The 18,727-nt window shown below is 33.0% G+C and carries 17 protein-coding genes; 9 read left to right on the forward strand and 8 right to left on the reverse strand.

All coding sequences use genetic code 11. The features are described from left to right. The first annotated feature begins 81 nt into the window (after positions 1-81). The 3 genes from AC3IF2_RS12115 to AC3IF2_RS12125 all read left to right on the forward strand — a co-directional run bounded on the left by AC3IF2_RS12115 (position 82) and on the right by AC3IF2_RS12125 (position 2,337). Positions 82-1,020: an OmpA family protein gene (locus AC3IF2_RS12115; protein ID WP_489167639.1), complete on the forward strand. Its 939-nt coding sequence runs from the start codon at positions 82-84 to the stop codon at positions 1,018-1,020. Positions 1,021-1,044: 24 nt separating this feature from the next. Next, positions 1,045-1,530 carry a hypothetical protein gene (locus AC3IF2_RS12120; RefSeq protein WP_489167641.1) on the forward strand — a complete coding sequence of 162 codons (486 nt, stop codon included), beginning with the start codon at positions 1,045-1,047 and terminating at the stop codon, positions 1,528-1,530. Between the two features lie 405 nt (positions 1,531-1,935). After that, entirely contained in the window at positions 1,936-2,337 is a 402-nt protein-coding gene (locus tag AC3IF2_RS12125; protein WP_489167643.1) for a c-type cytochrome, read from the forward strand. Here AC3IF2_RS12125 and AC3IF2_RS12130 read toward each other — a convergent pair. The 5 genes from AC3IF2_RS12130 to AC3IF2_RS12150 all read right to left on the reverse strand — a co-directional run bounded on the left by AC3IF2_RS12130 (position 2,334) and on the right by AC3IF2_RS12150 (position 7,953). Beyond that, a complete protein-coding gene (locus tag AC3IF2_RS12130; protein WP_489167645.1) occupies positions 2,334-3,473 on the reverse strand; it encodes an ATP-binding protein in 1,140 nt (379 codons plus the stop codon). The two genes, AC3IF2_RS12125 and AC3IF2_RS12130, sit on opposite strands and share 4 nt — an antisense overlap. A gap of 110 nt (positions 3,474-3,583) precedes the next feature. Continuing rightward, the gene (locus AC3IF2_RS12135) at positions 3,584-4,498 is read right to left on the reverse strand and encodes a hypothetical protein (protein ID WP_489167646.1); all 915 of its coding nucleotides are present in this window, start codon (positions 4,496-4,498) and stop codon (positions 3,584-3,586) included. Between the two features lie 56 nt (positions 4,499-4,554). Further along, positions 4,555-5,043 carry a hypothetical protein gene (locus tag AC3IF2_RS12140; RefSeq protein ID WP_489167647.1) on the reverse strand — a complete coding sequence of 163 codons (489 nt, stop codon included), beginning with the start codon at positions 5,041-5,043 and terminating at the stop codon, positions 4,555-4,557. 44 nt (positions 5,044-5,087) lie between these two features. After that, positions 5,088-6,986, reverse strand: a complete 1,899-nt coding sequence (locus AC3IF2_RS12145) for an amidophosphoribosyltransferase (protein WP_489167648.1) — start codon at positions 6,984-6,986, stop codon at positions 5,088-5,090. A 40-nt stretch (positions 6,987-7,026) separates the two neighbouring features. Next, on the reverse strand, positions 7,027-7,953 hold the full coding sequence (locus tag AC3IF2_RS12150; protein WP_489167649.1) for a PfkB family carbohydrate kinase: 927 nt from the start codon (positions 7,951-7,953) through the stop codon (positions 7,027-7,029). A gap of 75 nt (positions 7,954-8,028) precedes the next feature. Here AC3IF2_RS12150 and AC3IF2_RS12155 point away from each other — a divergent pair, with 75 nt between their 5' ends. The 5 genes from AC3IF2_RS12155 (at position 8,029) to AC3IF2_RS12175 (ending at position 11,565) form a co-directional block, all read left to right on the forward strand. Further along, positions 8,029-8,454: a SufE family protein gene (locus tag AC3IF2_RS12155; protein ID WP_489167651.1), complete on the forward strand. Its 426-nt coding sequence runs from the start codon at positions 8,029-8,031 to the stop codon at positions 8,452-8,454. A gap of 29 nt (positions 8,455-8,483) precedes the next feature. After that, complete coding sequence (locus tag AC3IF2_RS12160) at positions 8,484-8,804, forward strand: iron-sulfur cluster assembly protein (RefSeq protein ID WP_489167652.1); 321 nt, start codon at positions 8,484-8,486, stop codon at positions 8,802-8,804. Then, positions 8,805-9,314, forward strand: a complete 510-nt coding sequence (locus tag AC3IF2_RS12165; RefSeq protein WP_489167653.1) for a DUF2480 family protein — start codon at positions 8,805-8,807, stop codon at positions 9,312-9,314. It begins immediately after the preceding gene. Positions 9,315-9,406: 92 nt separating this feature from the next. Continuing rightward, complete coding sequence (locus tag AC3IF2_RS12170; protein WP_489167655.1) at positions 9,407-10,354, forward strand: DUF3078 domain-containing protein; 948 nt, start codon at positions 9,407-9,409, stop codon at positions 10,352-10,354. Positions 10,355-10,446: 92 nt separating this feature from the next. Continuing rightward, entirely contained in the window at positions 10,447-11,565 is a 1,119-nt protein-coding gene (locus AC3IF2_RS12175) for a CNNM domain-containing protein (protein WP_489167656.1), read from the forward strand. Between the two features lie 3 nt (positions 11,566-11,568). Here AC3IF2_RS12175 and hflX read toward each other — a convergent pair whose 3' ends face one another. Beyond that, a complete protein-coding gene (hflX, locus tag AC3IF2_RS12180; RefSeq protein WP_489167658.1) occupies positions 11,569-12,771 on the reverse strand; it encodes a GTPase HflX in 1,203 nt (400 codons plus the stop codon). Between the two features lie 58 nt (positions 12,772-12,829). Between hflX and AC3IF2_RS12185 the strand changes: the two genes are divergently transcribed. After that, the gene (locus tag AC3IF2_RS12185; RefSeq protein ID WP_489167660.1) at positions 12,830-13,774 is read left to right on the forward strand and encodes an endonuclease/exonuclease/phosphatase family protein; all 945 of its coding nucleotides are present in this window, start codon (positions 12,830-12,832) and stop codon (positions 13,772-13,774) included. 56 nt (positions 13,775-13,830) lie between these two features. Here AC3IF2_RS12185 and AC3IF2_RS12190 read toward each other — a convergent pair whose 3' ends face one another. Both AC3IF2_RS12190 and AC3IF2_RS12195 read right to left on the reverse strand, forming a co-directional pair. Continuing rightward, positions 13,831-15,831 (reverse strand): DUF5689 domain-containing protein, encoded by a 2,001-nt coding sequence (locus AC3IF2_RS12190; protein ID WP_489167662.1) that lies wholly within the window; start codon positions 15,829-15,831, stop codon positions 13,831-13,833. 24 nt (positions 15,832-15,855) lie between these two features. Next, on the reverse strand, positions 15,856-18,591 hold the full coding sequence (locus AC3IF2_RS12195) for a carboxypeptidase-like regulatory domain-containing protein (protein WP_489167664.1): 2,736 nt from the start codon (positions 18,589-18,591) through the stop codon (positions 15,856-15,858). Between the last annotated feature and the right edge of the window lie 136 nt (positions 18,592-18,727).

Raw genomic sequence — 18,727 nt, forward strand, 5'->3', positions numbered from 1 at the left:
TAGTTATCAAAACCCATCACAACATATAAAGTGTTAAAATTTTAGTAACTTAAGGGCAACAAACTAAAAACAATCAATCATATGAGTAAAAAAACTTCCTACCTATTAGGTATTTTGCTTACCATTATTATTGGAACTTTATTGTATTGTTATCTCTGTAACGACTGTCATTGCTTTCCATCAGACGATACCAAAAACACTATTGATGAAGATACTAATGTAGTAACCGATGTTAAACCAGCCACTTATAATCCTTTTCTTATTAAGGATGCGAATGGTGACTTATCGTTTAACATTAATGACAATTTTAACTTTAATAGTTCTAGATTTAAAATTTTAGAACCGATTTCAGCAGATGTTGATAATGCTGTTTTAAGAATTAAAGATTATTTAGATGAGAATCCTCTTAAGAGATTAAAAATTACTGGATATTACACCAGTAACGAAGATAATAATTCAGCCTACCCTAATTTAGGATTAGCAAGAGCAAATGCTGTAAAGAATTATTTAGTTTCTAAAGGAATTTCTTCAAGAGTAATTGATACTTATGGAGCTTTAAAAGATGGCTTGGTACCAGATGAGAATAATATTTACTACGGTCCTTTAGCTTACGATGTTAGAACCTTAGCTGATGGTGATAAGACCGATGACGATGCAATTAAAGCATTAGGAGATGAAATTAGAGCTAACCCATTGGTATTGTATTTCGATACAGGAGAGGCGTCTATACCTTTATCGACAGAACAACGTCAAAAATTTGCAAATATCTCTAGATACTTAGACAAAGTTGACGGTGCTACGTGTAACGTAGTTGGGCATACCGATAATACAGGAGACGCATCTAATAACATGCTGTTAGGTCAAGAGAGAGCTAATTTTGCAAGAGATTATTTGATCCGTAATGCGATTCCAGAAGGTAAGATCAAAGCAGTATCAAGAGGTCAAACGCAGCCTATTGCTGATAATAATACAGAAGAAGGCAAAGCTAAAAACAGAAGAACTGTTATAACAATTAACTAAAAATAAAACTTAAAATATAAAATTATGAATTGGTGTATATTAATTCCATTGCTAGTAGGTTTAATTTCAGCTTTATTAGGATATCTATTAGGAAAATTATTAGGAGGTGGTGATGATAGCGAGTGGAGATCACGAGTAGCTAGTTTAGAAGCAGATTTAGAAGCTTGTAGATCAAGTAAGTCGAATTTAGCATCTTTTGCTGCTACAGGTATTGCTTTTGATGCGGATGCTGCTAAAGCAGTTTTTGGTAGAAGAATTAAAGAAAATGATCTTACAATTGTAGAAGGTATTGGTCCAAAAATTCAAGGATTATTCAATGACCACGGAATAAATACCTGGAAAGAATTATCTGAAGCAGCTGTTGAAACATGCCAACGTGTTCTTGATAACGGTGGTGACAATTATAAAATTCACGACCCAGGAACTTGGCCAGAACAAGCTAGATTAGCTTACGAAGGTAAATGGCAAAAGCTATTTGATTGGCAAGAAGAATTAGATGGAGGTAAGTAAAATCTGATATCAAATAGAAAATTCTAAAAAATAGCCTCAATTGAGGCTATTTTTTATATGAAAATGATGTTAAACCAAAAGAAAAAAACCTTATTTCAATGCCAAACTATATGGGAGAAACAAGGTTATGTTTTAAGCTGAATGATTTTCAACTAATTTTAGGATACAAAGATCTAGAAAAGGTTGCGCCTTGTCAACAGGAAAAACCCTGTATTTTCTATAGGAATTTTCCTAAAATTTAGGTTTTACTTATTGATAGTTCTAAAGAACAAATAGAATAAAAGGAATTAAAAACCGTTTTTTTAGAAGCGGTTTTTTATATTTAACAGCTAAATTGGTATGAAAATTGTTTTTTAGAGAACGATAATATGTTAAATATCAAATATTTAATATAAAATAAACAGTATGAAGAAACAATTACTCATTATATTACTTTCATTATTGCTTTTTGGGTTTATTGGTGTAAACCTACAACAAGATCGTTGGTTGGCTCCAGATAAGGCAAAAACAATTAAAAACCCCATAATAGGTATAGATAAAGATTTGTCTGCAAAACGCGGTAAACGAATATTTAAGACACGTTGTATGATCTGTCATGGCCCTACCGGTATAGGAAATGGAGCAGGAGGTAAGGCTTTAAGCCCTAAACCTCAAAACTTAACATCACCGATGGTTCAAAAGCAGACAGATGGAGAAATTTTTTGGAAAATATCTAATGGTCGTAATGCTATGATTAAATGGGGACCTATTTTATCAGAAAGCGAACGCTGGGATGTTGTAAACTATGTACGCACTCTAGATAATTAGTTGTATTTTAATTTACGCAATACACGTAAAACTTCCTTAAACTTAATATAAGCCGTCTCATCCTTTAGTTTTTTAAGGTAAGGCTTAGCTTCGAGCAACTTATTTTTTGCATTTAAAAAGCCATTTAAAGAACAAATAAGATAGGTAGTAGGTAAATATTGAAGGTCTAACTTTTCATTCTTAGACAGAGATAAGCCTTTTCTTAACTTTTCTACAATTGAATTATTACTGTTGTAGAGGTGTTTTAATACTACATGATCAAACTTTGGCGGTTCAAACAATAACTCTGTTGCAATATCGTGTATACCATTATCCTTAAAATTAATAATCGTTTTTTCTAGAGGATAATATTTAAAATCTGGTTGAATACCCAGCTGAATAAACTCTGTAATAATAAATGACTGTTTGTTAAATTTTATTTTTACCTCATCTAAAGCCGAGTAAAATAAACGTACCTGTTCATTGATCAATTCTATGTCTACACGCGAATAATAAATTTCGCCATCAATCTTTTTTTGATGCCCCGCCCAACATAACACAAACTGATCTTTAAAAACTTTGTAAGTAGGTTTTAGATCATCACTATGTGAATTTAAAAAATCAAAAACGCCATTCAAGGTGTGTTCAATATTATTAGCAGCATTTTTTTCAATGGCATTAACTATAGATTTATTTGTGTTCTTTAGTTTAAAAAATGAATCTGCAGGCATAGAATTACTTCCTTGACGGAAGAAAACAGTGTCTCTACTATATTTCCAAACAGTTTTTTTAAGAGAAGTTATTTTGTTAATAGGATAAATGGTGACCAACCCAACAACTTTATGCCTAGACAATCTAGGGAAAGCAATGTTTTCGTAAGTAATTCTTGGAGGATTTATAAAATAAGCATCTACAAGATTTTGAATTTTGCTGTCATCAAAAAAATCAACACCGATAATCTTACTGCCTTTATCTTCTACACCAACAATAATATATGAGTTATTATCTGGGTTAGAATTAGAGAGTGCACAGACATGTTTTAAGAACTTACCTTTGCCCTCTTTAGTACCAAAATTTAGTCTTAGCTTTTTATCATAAAAACTATTTTCATCATTAAAAGCGAGTAAGTTTTTAATTAAAAGCCGTTTGTTAATCATTCTTAAGAAGTAGATGTAATTTCGATAAATGTACAAAAAAACCGCCTCAGAAACCTGAGGCGGCATTGGTTGAAATAAATCAACCAAAATCAACTAACCAAACCTTATCTTTATGCTTTTACAGCTATTTTCTTTGTCTTACGATTTGTTTTAAATCGTTTAGTGTTTCTTGGCTTTTGAGCCTTTCCACCTTTCTTAAACAGGATGTTTTCTCTACCTTCAAATTCATACGTCGTTCCAGATGCTCGGTGAAATAAACTGACTAATCCGTCGTTTATAACGCTCAATTCGAACTCTTCATTGTCTAAAAAATCATAATCTAATGTTAAAATTTTTAGATCGTCTCTTCCTTCTACATCATACACTACATAATCACCTACATAATCCCAATTAATTATTTCAATATTCGTGCCAAACTCATCTTTAGATGATCTAAAAGTATTTGTTGCACCAGGTGTAAATTCTAAGAAATTCTCATCATCAAATTCATTTAAAGCACCTTCTTCACTAACAAATGTTTTTTCCCAGGCGACATACTCTTGCAAGAAATATTCTATGTTGTCGTAGAACACAAGATCAAAATCGAAATTGCTTCTGTTGTATCCTATTAAATAATAAGATGTATTAGTAAAAGTATCTGTTATTCTAATTTCATCTCTAGATAATTGTGAGACTTCTAAATCTACAAATCCATCTAAGCTATGATCGATTTCTAATACTCCATTAAAAGCATCGTAATATCCTATTTGCATACCTAAACCTCCACCAACAGAGCCAATACCGACAAGATTATTGTTTGCATACAGACGTCCGTTATCGAATGAAATTGTGAAAGCTTTAGATAAAAAAGGCACTTCACCGTTTCCTGTAGTTTTATTAAAATCTACATACCATAGATCATAAGATGTAACTAATTGCCCAAGTGTTAAACTATCATCGATAAAATCATCCTCAATTGCAACAACACAAGAACTTAAAAAGGTAACGGTTAGAAAAAGTACTGATAGTAATTTAAAAGCTTTCATAAGCACAGGGTTTTAATGTTTCTATTAGCTAGAAATCAAACGCTGTGCCAAATTTTTTACTGGTAATATAAAGTCTTTTCTTTACTGATATCTGAAAGCTTAAAATAACGTTTTTTGTCTTTTAAAAAATAACTTATAATAGCCTCATTATCATTGAGTTCAAAAGGGATTTTAGATTCAATTTTAGGAGGTTTATTACCAAATTCTTCCTTAGGATCTCCAGATAAAATAAGATCTCTATCTTTTGGGCTTCTTTGAATAAAGTTACCAGTTAGAATAAGTTCATCTCCACTAATTTGAGATTCTAATTTAACTACTTTTTTGTTAAAGTAAATAGAGTCGAAAACCATAGCATTGTCAGCACTATTTGTAATTAAAGTAACTAACGTACCACTCGAACCTGGTCTACCACCTACCCAGTCTTGAAAATAAGATTTACTAAAACTTATAGGCGGTTTTTTATCGAAACTTTTGCGATCACATTGAGAAAAACTCATCATTATTGCAACTATTGGAAGTATAAAAAGTAACTTAATTTTTTTCATGATAATCAAAATTTACGAGATATAAATCAATTTAGATGCCAAAATTAATAAGCCCTTTTTTCGTTGCCTTCATAAAAATTAATAAAAGCTCTATTTACAACCTTTGTTCCACCTATAGTAGGATATTTTCCTGTAAAATACCAATCACCTAAATTTTTAGGGCAGGCCTTATGCAACCCTTCTATAGATTGAAAAATAACTTTTATCTCTGCATTTATTTCTTCAGTTTTTAATAATTGAGCAATTTTATCAGAAATTTGTTCGGCAGTAAATGGTTTGTAAATGGCCCGCACATAATTTTCTAGCTCTTCTTCTGGCACATTGTCTTGATTTTTACATTTTTTGTAAACTTCATCAACAATATGGTATTGATCGGTTTCTTTTAATAAATCGAGAGTAGCTTTAAAAGCAATAAATTTATCTATTCTTGCCATATCTATCCCATAACAATCGGGATAACGAATTTGAGGCGCAGAAGAAACTACCACAATCTTTTTAGGATTCAACCGATCTAGAATTTTAATAATACTCTTCTTAAGAGTTGTGCCTCTAACGATGCTATCATCTATAATTACGAGATTATCCGTAGGTTTTACAACACCATAGGTAACATCGTACACATGTGCTACAAGATCATCGCGACTGTTATCGTCGGCAATAAATGTTCTTAGTTTAGCGTCTTTAATGGCAATTTTTTCAATACGTGCACGCTCAGTTAGAACTTCTGTTACTTTTTCTGCAGAAATAGAGCGTTGCCCTTTAAGAATAGTCTGTAGTTTATTCTGAATTAGATAATCATCAGCCGCTTGAGCCATACCAAAAAACGAAGTTTCTGCGGTATTTGGTATATACGAAAATACCGTGTTATTGACATCATTTCCTATAGCCTCTAGAACTTTAGGGAAAATATATTTACCTAGATTTTTACGTTCTTCATAAATTTCTGCATCACTACCTCGAGAAAAATAAATGCGCTCAAACGAACAAGCTTTTTTAGGTAATTGCTCTTTGATTTGTTCTATAGAAATGGCACCATTTTTCTTAACAATAATTGCGTGAGCACGTTCTAATTCTTTAACAGACTCATAATCAACATTAAAAACAGTTTGTATTACTGGTCTTTCTGAAGCTACTACAGCCACTTCTTCATCTTTATAATAATAGGCCGGGCGAATACCTGCAGGATCTCGATACACAAAAGCATCTCCATGTCCAAATAAACCAACCATTGCATAACCACCGTCCCAGTTTTTTGATGCGCGTTGAAGAATTGTTTTAATATCTAACTCTTCTTCAATAACAGCAGAAGCTTCTTTTTTGTTAAGCCCTTTTTCTTTACAAGACTGGTAAATATTTGCTACCTCGTCATCAAGAAAATGACCTATTTTTTCCATTACAGTAACAGTATCGGTATTTTCTTTAGGGTGCATACCTAACTCGATCAATTCGTCTAACAAATCATTCGAATTGGTCATATTAAAATTACCAGCAACTATAAGATTTTTATGTTTCCAGTTATTTTGGCGAAGAAAAGGATGAACACTTTCTATACTATTTTTACCAAAGGTACCATAACGAACATGCCCTAAAAATAAATTACCAACATATGGCATGTTTTCTAATTGCCAATCAACATCATTTACTTTATCAGGATGTTTTTCTAAAACACCATTTAATCGTTCATTAATTTGTGCAAAAATATCTTGAATAGGAGACTGTTGATTTGAACGTACCCGACTAATATATCGAGTACCAGGACTTACATCGAATTTTATACTTGCAAAACCAGCACCATCTTGGCCACGGTTATGCTGTTTTTCCATCATTAAGTACATCTTATTGATTCCGTAGAAAGATGTACCATATTTTTTTTGGTAGTAATCTAGTGGTTTTAGTAATCTTACTAGTGCAATACCACATTCATGCTTAATAGCGTCGCTCATTTAGTATAAAAAAATCCGCGTTTATAGACGCGGATCGTTATTAATTTAATTCAATTTCAAATTGAGTTAGTTGCTTAAATGCATACAAGCGTTTTTTGACTTCTTCGTTTGATAGATCTACCATTCGCTCAGTTCCGAATTTCTCTACGCAAAACGATGCGAGATTAGATCCGTAAATAACGGCGTTTTTCATATTTTCAAATGAAATATCTTCTGTTTTAGCAATATAACCTGCAAACCCACCAGCAAATGTATCTCCAGCCCCAGTTGGATCGAAAACTTCAGCTAATGGCAGGGCAGGTGCGTAAAACATATTGCCATCATTAAACAATAAAGCACCATGTTCTCCTTTTTTTATAACCACATATTGAGGTCCCATTTTATGTATTTTCTTAGCAGCATTTACCAATGAATATTCACCACTTAACTGACGAGCCTCTTCATCATTTATAGTAATAACATCAATTCTTTTAATAACATCTAATAGATCATCTAAAGCAGAATTCATCCAGAAGTTCATGGTATCAAGAATAACCATTTTTGGTTTCTCGATCATTTGATCTAATACAGAATTTTGTGTTAACGGGTGTAAATTACCCAACATAACCACAGGTGCATCTTTAAATTCATCAGGCACAACAGGATTAAAATCTTCTAAAGTATTTAGTTCAGTAACTAGGGTGTCTCGAGAATTCATATCATTATGATAGCGACCACTCCAAAAAAAAGTTTTACCACCTTTAACAATTTCGATACCTGATGTATCTATATTTCTTTCGTTCAGCATATCTAAATATACTTGAGGCATATCGTCACCAACAATAGAAACAATACCGGTTCTAATTCCGAATTGAGAAGCTGCCAATCCCACGAAAGTGGCAGAACCACCTAAAATTTTATCTGTTTTACCAAAAGGTGTTTCAATAGCATCAAAAGCAACTGTACCTACAGCTAATAATTTACCCATTCTTGTTTTTTTAACGTAATTTTGCCGTTCTTATAAAAATGCGGTCATAGACCGATGCAAAAATAAGTTTAAAAAATGACTATCAAAGAAATACAGGAAGAAATTGTAGATGAGTTTTCGATGTTTGATGACTGGATGGGTCGCTATGAATATTTGATTGAATTAGGGAAATCTCTTCCGTTAATTGATGAGCAATATAAAACAGAGGATAATATTATAAAAGGATGCCAATCTAAGGTTTGGGTGCATGGAGAATTGATAGATAATAAAGTCGTTTTTACTGCAGATAGTGATGCGATTTTAACAAGAGGCTTAGTGGGTTTATTATTACGCGTCTTTTCTGAACACAAGCCTCAAGAAATTATTGATGCTGATACTAGTTTTATAGATGAGATTGGTTTAAAGGAACATTTAAGTCCTACACGAGCAAATGGATTGGTTTCTATGTTAAAGCAGCTGAAGTTATATGCTATTGCTTTTCAAACCAAATTGGCTCAATAGTAGTATCTTTGTACTAATAAAAAAAGATTATGACTGAAGTAGAAATTCAAGAAGTTGGAGATAAAATAGTAGGAGTTTTAAAGACGATTTACGATCCTGAAATTCCTGTGGATATATATGAACTTGGGTTAATCTATGACGTTTTTGTTAACGAAAATAAAGAAGCTAAAATTTTAATGACTTTAACTTCGCCAAATTGCCCTGTTGCAGAAACATTACCAGTGGAAGTTGAAGAGAAAGTAAAGGTATTGCCTGAAATAGATAATGCGGAAGTAGAGATTACTTTTGACCCAACTTGGACACAAGATATGATGAGTGAAGAAGCAAAATTAGAATTAGGTTTTTTATAAGTGTCTGAAGAAATAATCAATAGAGTCGCTAATAGTAAATTAATCACTATAGACCTTGAGGATTATTATCCTGAAGGTAGGCGAGTACTTTTAGATATTTCACAATGGCTTTATGAAGGATTGATCTTACGAGAAAAAGACTTTCGTGAAAATGTTAAAAATCATAATTGGAGCCAATACCAAGATTCTTATGTTGCTTTAACTTGTTCTAACGATGCAATCATACCATCTTGGGCTTATCTTTTAATTACCACTTATGTTTCACCTTTTGCAAAAAGAACAGTTGTTGGAAACTTGGAGTTATTAGAAACAACAATTTTTCAAGATATTATCAATGACTTAGATGTATCAGAATATCAAGATAAATTTATCGTTATTAAAGGCTGTGCAAACAAACCGATTCCAGCTACAGCTTCTACTCAATTAATTGCAAAACTACAGCCTATTGCAAAGTCTATTATGTTTGGTGAGGCGTGTTCTACCGTTCCTCTTTTTAAGAATAAGAAATAATACTTTTTTGTGACTTTTTGAACTGGAAGTGTCAAAAACGAAAAAAATGTATTTTTGCGCTTAACAACAGAAAATTAAACTAAAACTTTAAAATGAAAAAATATGTATTTGCACTTGCATTGATGTTTGGGGTAACATCGGCATTTGCGCAAACAGAAGAAGAATTAAAAATGGAGTTAGCTTCTAAAAAAGATTCTATAGCTAAATTACAAGGTAAAGCAGATGCTATTCAAGCTCAAATAGATGCGCTACCAGGCTGGAAACTAGGTGCTTTTGGTACTATTGGTGGAAACATTGCTAGCTTTGATAAATGGTACTCTAAAGGAACTCCAAATACTTCAACGGGTAATATTGGTATTACTGTAAATGGGTTCGCTAACTTACTTCAGGAAAAATATTTCTGGAGAAATTCAACTAATATTAATATTGCTTGGGTAAAGAATGATAATAAAGATAACCCAGCAGATAGTGATAGCTTTGATGCTGCTTCAGATGTATTTACATTAACCTCTTTATATGGACGTAAACTAAGTGATAAATGGGCTATTTCTGGTATGGCTGAATATAGAAGTACAATCATCGATAATTTTAATGATCCTGGATATTTAGACTTAGGTGTTGGTGCAACTTGGACACCCGCAAAAGATTTAGTTGTAACTATTCACCCATTAAACTATAATTTTGTGTTTAGTAGTGGTACTGCTATGTATGAGTCTTCTTTAGGCGCTAAGATATTAGCAGACTACACAAGACAATTACCAGCAGGCATTAACTTTAAATCAAACCTATCTGCATTTATGAGCTATGAAGATGGAGATTATTCTAATTGGACATGGATCAACTCTTTTGGCTATACTTTTTGGAAAGGAATCGGTTTAGGGTTTGAATTTGGCCTAAGAGGAAACAAACAAGAAGCATTTAATAATGCGCTAGCTAATTTTGACGCCAATGCTGTACCTGCTCAGATAATGCCAACTTTAAGTAATACAGATAACGACTTACAGTCTTATTGGTTATTAGGATTGAATTATTCATTCTAATTGGTTTTACAAAATATAAAAAAGAGCTCTCATTTTTGAGAGCTCTTTTTTATACAATCAAATTGTTAACTTAGCTTCCTAATAAAACTTTAATGGGTTTACTAATTTTCTACGCTTGCATTTCTATTTTCTTTTCTTTTTTATGTTCAATTTTAGAGGCAGTATTGCTGAGCGTTACACCAACATTTATTAATGTAAAAAAGAAAGAGGGTAAAGCTTATGCTGAAAATTTAGAAGCTTTAAAAAAGGACGTAGACAAACCATTAATTGCAATTCTTACTTTAAATACTATTGCACACACAGTTGGTGCAATTTTGGTTGGAGTACAAGCAAAAGTTGCTTATGCAGAACTATATGGGTCAAAAACAAGAACAATTTTTGGCATAAATATCACCGAAGATATTATGGTAGGTATTGTTTCTACTGTTATGACAATCTTGATCTTAGTTGCTTCAGAAATCATTCCTAAAACCATTGGCGCAACCTATTGGAAACAATTAGCCAATTTTACTAGTAAAGCTTTAAACGTGTTGATTTTTCCACTAAAGTGGACAGGAATTTTATGGCTATTACAACTCACCACAAAGTTGATTGGTGGAAAAGGACATCATGGAAGTGTATTGAGCCGAGAAGATTTTCACGCTATGGCAGATATTGCTCATGAAGAAGGTGTTTTTGAAGAATCAGAGTCGATGGTGATAAAGAATTTATTAAACTTTAAATCTATTTTAGCCAAAGACGTGATGACACCTCGAACCGTTTTACAAATGGCTCCAGAAGATGAATCGGTTAAAGAATTTTTTGATAAGAATAAAGAACTAAGATTTTCTAGAATACCAGTCTTTCAAGAAAACAGAGATCATGTTACAGGTTACGTATTAAAAGATGAAGTTTTTAAAGAGGTGGCCGAAGATCATGACAAAAAATTATTATCAGAAATAAAGCGGGAAATTTTTGTGGTAGAACGAAATGTTCCAATACCAAGTTTATTTGAAAAACTTATAAAAGCTAAAGAACATATAGCTTTAGTGGTTGATGAATATGGCTCAATAAGTGGTTTGGTAACCATGGAAGATGTTATAGAAACATTACTTGGTCTTGAAATTATGGACGAAAGTGATACAGACTCTGACATGCAACAACTTGCACGAAAGAATTGGGAAAAACGCGCTAAACGCTTAGGGATTATTGAAGATAATCCTCAAGATTAAGAATTATTCATATTCCTGATATAGAAAATCATTATACGGGAAACGCGTAATATGAATTTGTTTTACTGCTTCAAAAACTTTAGACCTGAACTCCTCTAGATTTTCTTTATTTAGTGCAGAAATAAAGATGCAATTTTCATCTAATTCAGCCATCCAGGTTTTCTTCCATTCACTTAAGGTAAAATGTGCCTTGGTTTTTTCAGTCACTAAGTCATCCTCTTCAATTATTTCATGTTTGTAGTTATCAATCTTATTAAAAACCATCAACGTAGGTTTATCTAAGCTTTTTATTTCATCTAAAATTTTACTTACTGAATCTATATGTTCTTCAAAATTAGGATGTGAAATATCTACAACATGTAACAACAAATCTGCTTCTCTAACTTCATCAAGTGTAGACTTAAAAGATTCTACTAGTTGCGTAGGTAATTTTCGAATGAATCCCACAGTGTCAGATAACAAAAACGGAATATTCTTAATTACTACTTTCCTTACTGTAGTATCAAGCGTAGCAAAGAGCTTATTTTCAGCAAAAACATCACTTTTGCTAACCACATTCATTAAAGTAGACTTGCCAACATTGGTGTAGCCAACTAATGCAACACGCACCAATTTACCGCGATTTCCACGCTGAACGGCCATTTGTCTATCTATTGTAACAAGCTTCTTTTTCAGTAAAGCAATCTTATCACGAACAATACGTCTATCTGTTTCTATTTCTGTTTCACCAGGACCTCGCATACCGATACCACCACGTTGTCTTTCAAGGTGCGTCCATAATCCAGCAAGGCGAGGAAGTAAATATTGATATTGTGCTAATTCTACTTGTGTACGAGCATAATGCGTTTGCGCTCGTTGTGCAAAAATGTCTAAAATTAAACTAGTTCTATCTAAGATCTTACAACGCAATATACGCTCTATATTCTTTTGTTGGGCAGGAGAAAGTTCGTCATCGAAAATAACGGAACCAATTTTGTTTTGGTCGACAAACTCTTCAACCTCCTCCATTTTACCAGAGCCGATAAATGTTTTAGGGTTGGGAGTGTCAATTTTTTGAGTAAATCGTTTTACAACCTCACCGCCAGCGGTATAGGTTAAAAACTCTAGCTCATCTAAATATTCTTTAGATTTTGTTTCATCTTGATGTTGTGTTATAACACCTATTAATACCGTTTTTTCAAAATCTAGAGTCTTTTTTTCGATCATGCAACAAAGGTAGTAAGTTTAGTGATTTTTCGTACTTTTCGGAGCTTAAATCATAATTTTGGATAACGCCTCAAAGAATCTCTACACAATTGCTTTTTATAATCTTGAAAACTTATTTGACATAATAGATGACCCTGATACTTTAGATAGAGATTTTACGCCAAAAGGAAGACAGAAATGGAATGAAAAGAGATACAACCAAAAGCTAAAAAAATTAGGATCAGCAATTTCACAGATAGGATTAAAAGAAACCAATAATGCGCCTATAATTGTTGGAATAGCAGAAGTTGAAAATTACCAAGTGGTAAATGATATGATCAGTACAAAGAGCTTAAGAGATTATAATTACGGTATTGTTCATTATGATTCTTCAGATGAAAGGGGTATAGAAGTTGGTCTGCTATATCAAAAAGAACATTTTGAGTTGTTAGACTCTCAGGCCTTTCCTTTATTAATATTTAACGATGAGGGTGAAAGGGATTTTACAAGAGATATATTATTTGTAAAAGGCAAAATAAAAGGAGAGTTAGTTTATATTCTTGTAAATCATTGGCCATCTAGAAGAAAAGGCACAGAAGAAACAAAATACAAACGTGTTAAAGCCGCTGAAAAAATACATCAAATAATAGAAGGGATTAGAGCAGAAACTAAAGATGCAAAAATTATTGTAATGGGTGATTTTAATGATAACCCAACCAGCCCTAGTGTAAAACAACATTTGGTTACTGACGACTTATACAACCCTTTTGAATCTATATTTGATAGAGGTAGAGGCACAGCCACGCATGATAAAGAATGGCATTTATTTGATCAGATTATATTTAGCCGAAATTTTTTCGAAGAGGACAACAGACTTACTTATAGAAGAGCTGATATTTTTGATAAACATTTCTTAAAATCTTGGAAGGGTAAGCGCAAGGGTAGCCCTTTTAGAACTTATATTGGTAAGTGGCATCAAGGCGGTTATAGCGACCACTTTCCAGTATATATAACTTTAGAGTAATAAAAAAACCTCAAGAAATTCTTGAGGTTTTTAATTGCTTAATTATTTCATTGATTTTATCTAGAACCTAAGCTTGTCCAATCATCCTGATCTTTTACTTCCCATTGAGAATTATCAGCATTTGTTCCTCTAGAAACATCCCAATCAGAATTACCAAGCGTTATCGAAGCTTTTCTAACCAACGTATGGTTTTGAGTTCCATTTGCTACACCAGCTACTTCCCAACCAGAACCAGGGTCGCCATTCCAATCACCTAACCAATCTATAATTTCAAAACTAGCTTCTGTTCCTTTAACTAAAGCAAAACCATCATCTCCATTGCTCAAGAAATTAAAAGTTTCATCAGCTTCAGCTAAAATAGCAGGATCTGCACTTCCGTGTGCTATAATATAGACTTCTCCAGGAGCAATGGTTGCACCTGAGGCAAAATTATTCCAGAATTCATATTGCCCTGGAGTAGTTGGTGCATTTGAAACATTAGGATACGCATATTCATCTAAGTTTACAACAGCACCAGTACCATTATAAATTTCTAAATATTTGTTATTACTACTTCCTTCAGCATATTCAGAGAAGAACAAGCCTATTGTCTCTGTCGAAGGAGGAGCGCAACGATCTCCAGTTAATCCAGAAGTATCATTAGTGTCTCTTAGGATTAACTGAGGAGAATTAAATTCTGATGCTATACCAACAATAGTTCCATTTCCATTAGGATAGTTGGTATCTGCAAATGAAGCATTACTACTTGTAAATATTGATACTATGTTTGTACAATCAGTAATGTTTTGACCGCCACTATAAGTGCCGTTTTCATTTTCGAATTGAACTGCTTCTATTTGAACAATTTGAGATTCAAAATCACCAGTCATTAATTCAGGTATAGTCACCGTTTTAGCATCTGGCAATGTAGCACCTTCTGCAACAAACTCTACTTGTTGATTTTGAGTTACGTTTGCCTGTAATAGACCATTAAATTCACTTAATAGCACGTCTTTTACACTTACTTTTACCTGATAACCTCTTAATAAGGTTGAAGGAGCTGAAAGACGTAAAGCAATCCCCCCAGTTTCATCTTGAATAAAAGCATTTCTATTAGACATATTATCCTCGTCTATACCAGACATGGTAATAACCCCTTCAAAATATTCATCTTCAGCAACAACTGTATCAGAACCTGTATATTTAGCTCTTACATCAGCAATTGAAACTTTTGTGCCTGTAATATTTTCTGCAAAACCAATGCGCTTTCTCTCACCATCTAATGTTAAGTCTTCTACAGTTCTAGCTAATAATTGATAAGTACTTGCAAATTTGGTTAATACACCACGGATTGTTCCGTTTCCATCAGGCACAGCAACATTAGCAAAGTCAGCAAAAGAACTTGTTCTAAATACTAAAGATTCACCAGATACATCTTGAATATTCCAGTTCGTTGCACCGCCTAAAACATTATTAGTATCATATAAGGTTTTTCCTCTGGCAGACTCTTCAAATTGCACACTAGTAAACTCTACCAATGTGTTTAAATATGCATCGGAAACGTCACTAATAGAAATCTTATTTACTAATTCATCTTCAGCAACCTCGTCACAAGATTTTATTAAAACATCAGAAAAATTATTTACAGAAATTCTACCGACAGTATCTTCGAATAATGCACCTATCTCAAGAGCGTCAAAATCTATAATTGTATATTGATCTTTTAGCCTAACATATACTTTTCTACCTGGATTGTAGATCGTATATAAGTCGGTTTGATCTACAGGAACACTAAAACCTAAAGAACCATCTAATGTTTGAAAAGAAATAGTTTTGAAAAAGTTACCACCTTGATCACTAGAAGTTACATAGGCCTCAATTACGTCATCTGCAAGATACTGCGTAGCATCACCAGAAGAAGCATCAAAAATATCTTGAACAGTTTTAGTAACCGTAAGATCAGCCGCATCACATACTACAGCTGGGATTTCGAAATCATCATCATCAACACAAGAGTTTAAAATACCGATAGCTAAAAAAGCTAAGATTAGATATTTGAATTTATACATTGTTTTCATTATATATTTTTTATTATGTTTTAATTAAAAGCTAACAGCGAAGTTTATAAAATAGGTTCTGCCGAAACCATACCAATGTTTTGGGCCAAAATCTCTTTGGTTTTCTCCATTTTCTGTATCAGTCACAAGCTCATTGTAGTTTGCAGAACGAGATTGTTCATAACCTCCAGTTCTATACGTTTTATCAAATAGATTATTTACACTTACAAAAGCACTTATATAAGTACCTTTTACACGCCAAGATTTCCCTCCGGTAAGGTTTACCAGATAATAACCATCAAACTCTTGTTGCTTTAATAATTGACGTGCAAGGTCTAAATCAATATTTGGTAAAGGATGCCCATCACTATCTTGAAAAAAGCGCTCAGTTTTATTGATTAAAGAGAAATCTACATAAGCGTTCGATAAGTAATTTCCTGTCGCGCTAATCCACCAAAATTTAGGGTCTCTATACTCTAACCCTAAAGAATAAGCTCTTTGTGGACCATTTGCTACTTTATAATCTTTAATGGTTGCTTCACCTAGATCTCTAAAACCAACTTCATTAATTGAAGTTTGATTATCTCCTGCGGTGTCAAAATTAATACCAACATTGGCATTATCTGTATAATTATGTTGCCCAATGGCAGCTACAGCTGAAGCCTTTATAGTGGGTGTAATTTGATATTCTAAACCAAACTCGCCGCCAATGTGTCTTTTATCTACATTAGTAACAACTTCTTGTAAAAAGTCTTGTTCACTATCAGCACCATCGCCGCCAAAATCTGCAAAAAAGAAATTAATTTCTGTCCCCTCTTTAAAATCAGTTACATAACCTGTTAAACGTGCTTTTAAATTAGAAGTTCTTAAAATATAACTAGCCTCTGCAGAAGTAATTTTTTCACTCTCTAAACCTGCAACGGTAAGATTATTTTCTCTTGAGTTTACAAAAGAATTGCGAATAGAAGGAGCTTTTGTCATATAACCTCCATTTAACATTAATAGATGGCGTCCTGTTATTTTATAGGTTACACCACCTTTAACACCAAAATCGTTGAATGTTAACTTTTCACTTTTCCCTAAAGAATTGTCTTCAAAAGTTTCATTAAGAAAAAGACCTTCTCTTTGATGAGAGGTACTTGTATAAGATCCGCTTATAAAGAAATCTGCCTTATCGTAATTAAATTGTAACTGTGCAAATGAGTTTAGTTGTGAAGAATTAATATCATAATTATACTTAACTCGATCTCCTATTCCTTTATTTATTTCTCCAAGGGCATCGTTTCTTAATGGTTCGCCACCTAAAGAACTAAAAGCATTTACATCAGCATAATATTGAGCACCTAATAAATCTAATGGGTTTCCAAAATTTTCTGAAGTTAAATTTTTATAAGTTGCCCCAACATCTAAAGTTAAATTATCATTTAATTTTTGGTTTAATACAGAGGTTATAGTTAGTAAGTCATCATCAGACCTGTCCTCATAAAGCATATATCTTGCAGCACCACCGTTAAGAACGTTTGATGTATTTAAGTTGGCGGCATAAAAACTATTCCAATCCACTTGAGGATTTTCAGCAATTGTAGGTAAATATCTCCAGTAATTTGGATTTGGATTTGGAGCATTTGCATTGTCAATTCTACTTCTTCCTTGTTTACCAAACTGATAAGCAACACTCGTTGTTAAAGTCGTTTTTTCATTTTCGTAAAAATGGCTTAGCATAAAAATAGGCTCTTCAATCTCTCTAATTCTTGAGTTTCTTATTTTACCATCTTGCTCGCCCCAATATGGATTGTATTCTCTACCCAATTGATTAAAAACACGCTCAGTAATTGCAGAAATACCACCCCTTCTATTAGGCGCATACATAGCCGTTGCATTTAAACTATGGTTATCATTTAGTTTGTATTCTAATGCGCCAAAAAAGCCAAATGCATCATAGATAGTACCATCTATGAAACCTTCATTTCCCCATCTTCTTGATGCAGAAATTGTATAAGCCAGACCATTTTTTTGCAAACCAGAACTATAAGTTACCATACCTCTACCAGAATATGTTCGGTTAGAGTATGAACCCGAAATTCTTAGACCAGGACGATATTTGGAAGCTCTAGTAGTGATATTTGTTGTTCCTAAAAGATCTCCAAAGCTGTAATTAGAAGGCGTTAAACCGGTTGTTAATTCTTGATTTCTAGTAACATCATTTAACCCGCCCCAGTTGTTCCACTGTGGCCTTCCATTAAATAACTTATTCATAGAAACACCATTCATTAACACCAATGCATTTTGCGAATCGTATCCTCTAATTCTAAAAAAGGCTTGGCCAAAATCGAAAGCAGCTCTGTTTTGAAAAACATCTCTAGATGCTTGTAGAAGACCAGCAGTATTTTCTGCTCTACCATCATCATCATTAAGATCATCTTCCGTTAATGAGATCAATCCACTATCTTCTTCTATTGTTGAAATATCAACGAATAAAAAAATCATTTCTAAATTAATTTCTTTACCATCTTCAACTTTAATAGGAAAACTCTGAGTTTCATAGCCATCAAGGCTAACTTCTACCACTTGATCCCCAATTGGGACATTTGTTAAAACGAAATTTCCATCCGCATCTGTTAGAGCAGATAATGAAGTACCGTTTACAGTAACTGTTACATTTGTGAGTGGTTGTTGTGACTCAGAATCGACAACTTTTCCTTTAACAGAACTGAGCGATTGCGCTAAGGTTCCTGCAAAGAAAAAAACACTTAATAACAGCATTAATACAGTTTTTTTCATAGATTATTTGAATTAATTAGGCACGCATAGCTTTTGCTATCGGCGGAAGCAAAAGTACAATTTTTCTTCACTTTTTAATAGAGAATTTAAGTAAACGAATCAGTTTTGGCTTAAAAATTGTTTTACTTTTGTTCAA

It is taken from the genome of Maritimimonas rapanae (genome assembly GCF_057837205.1).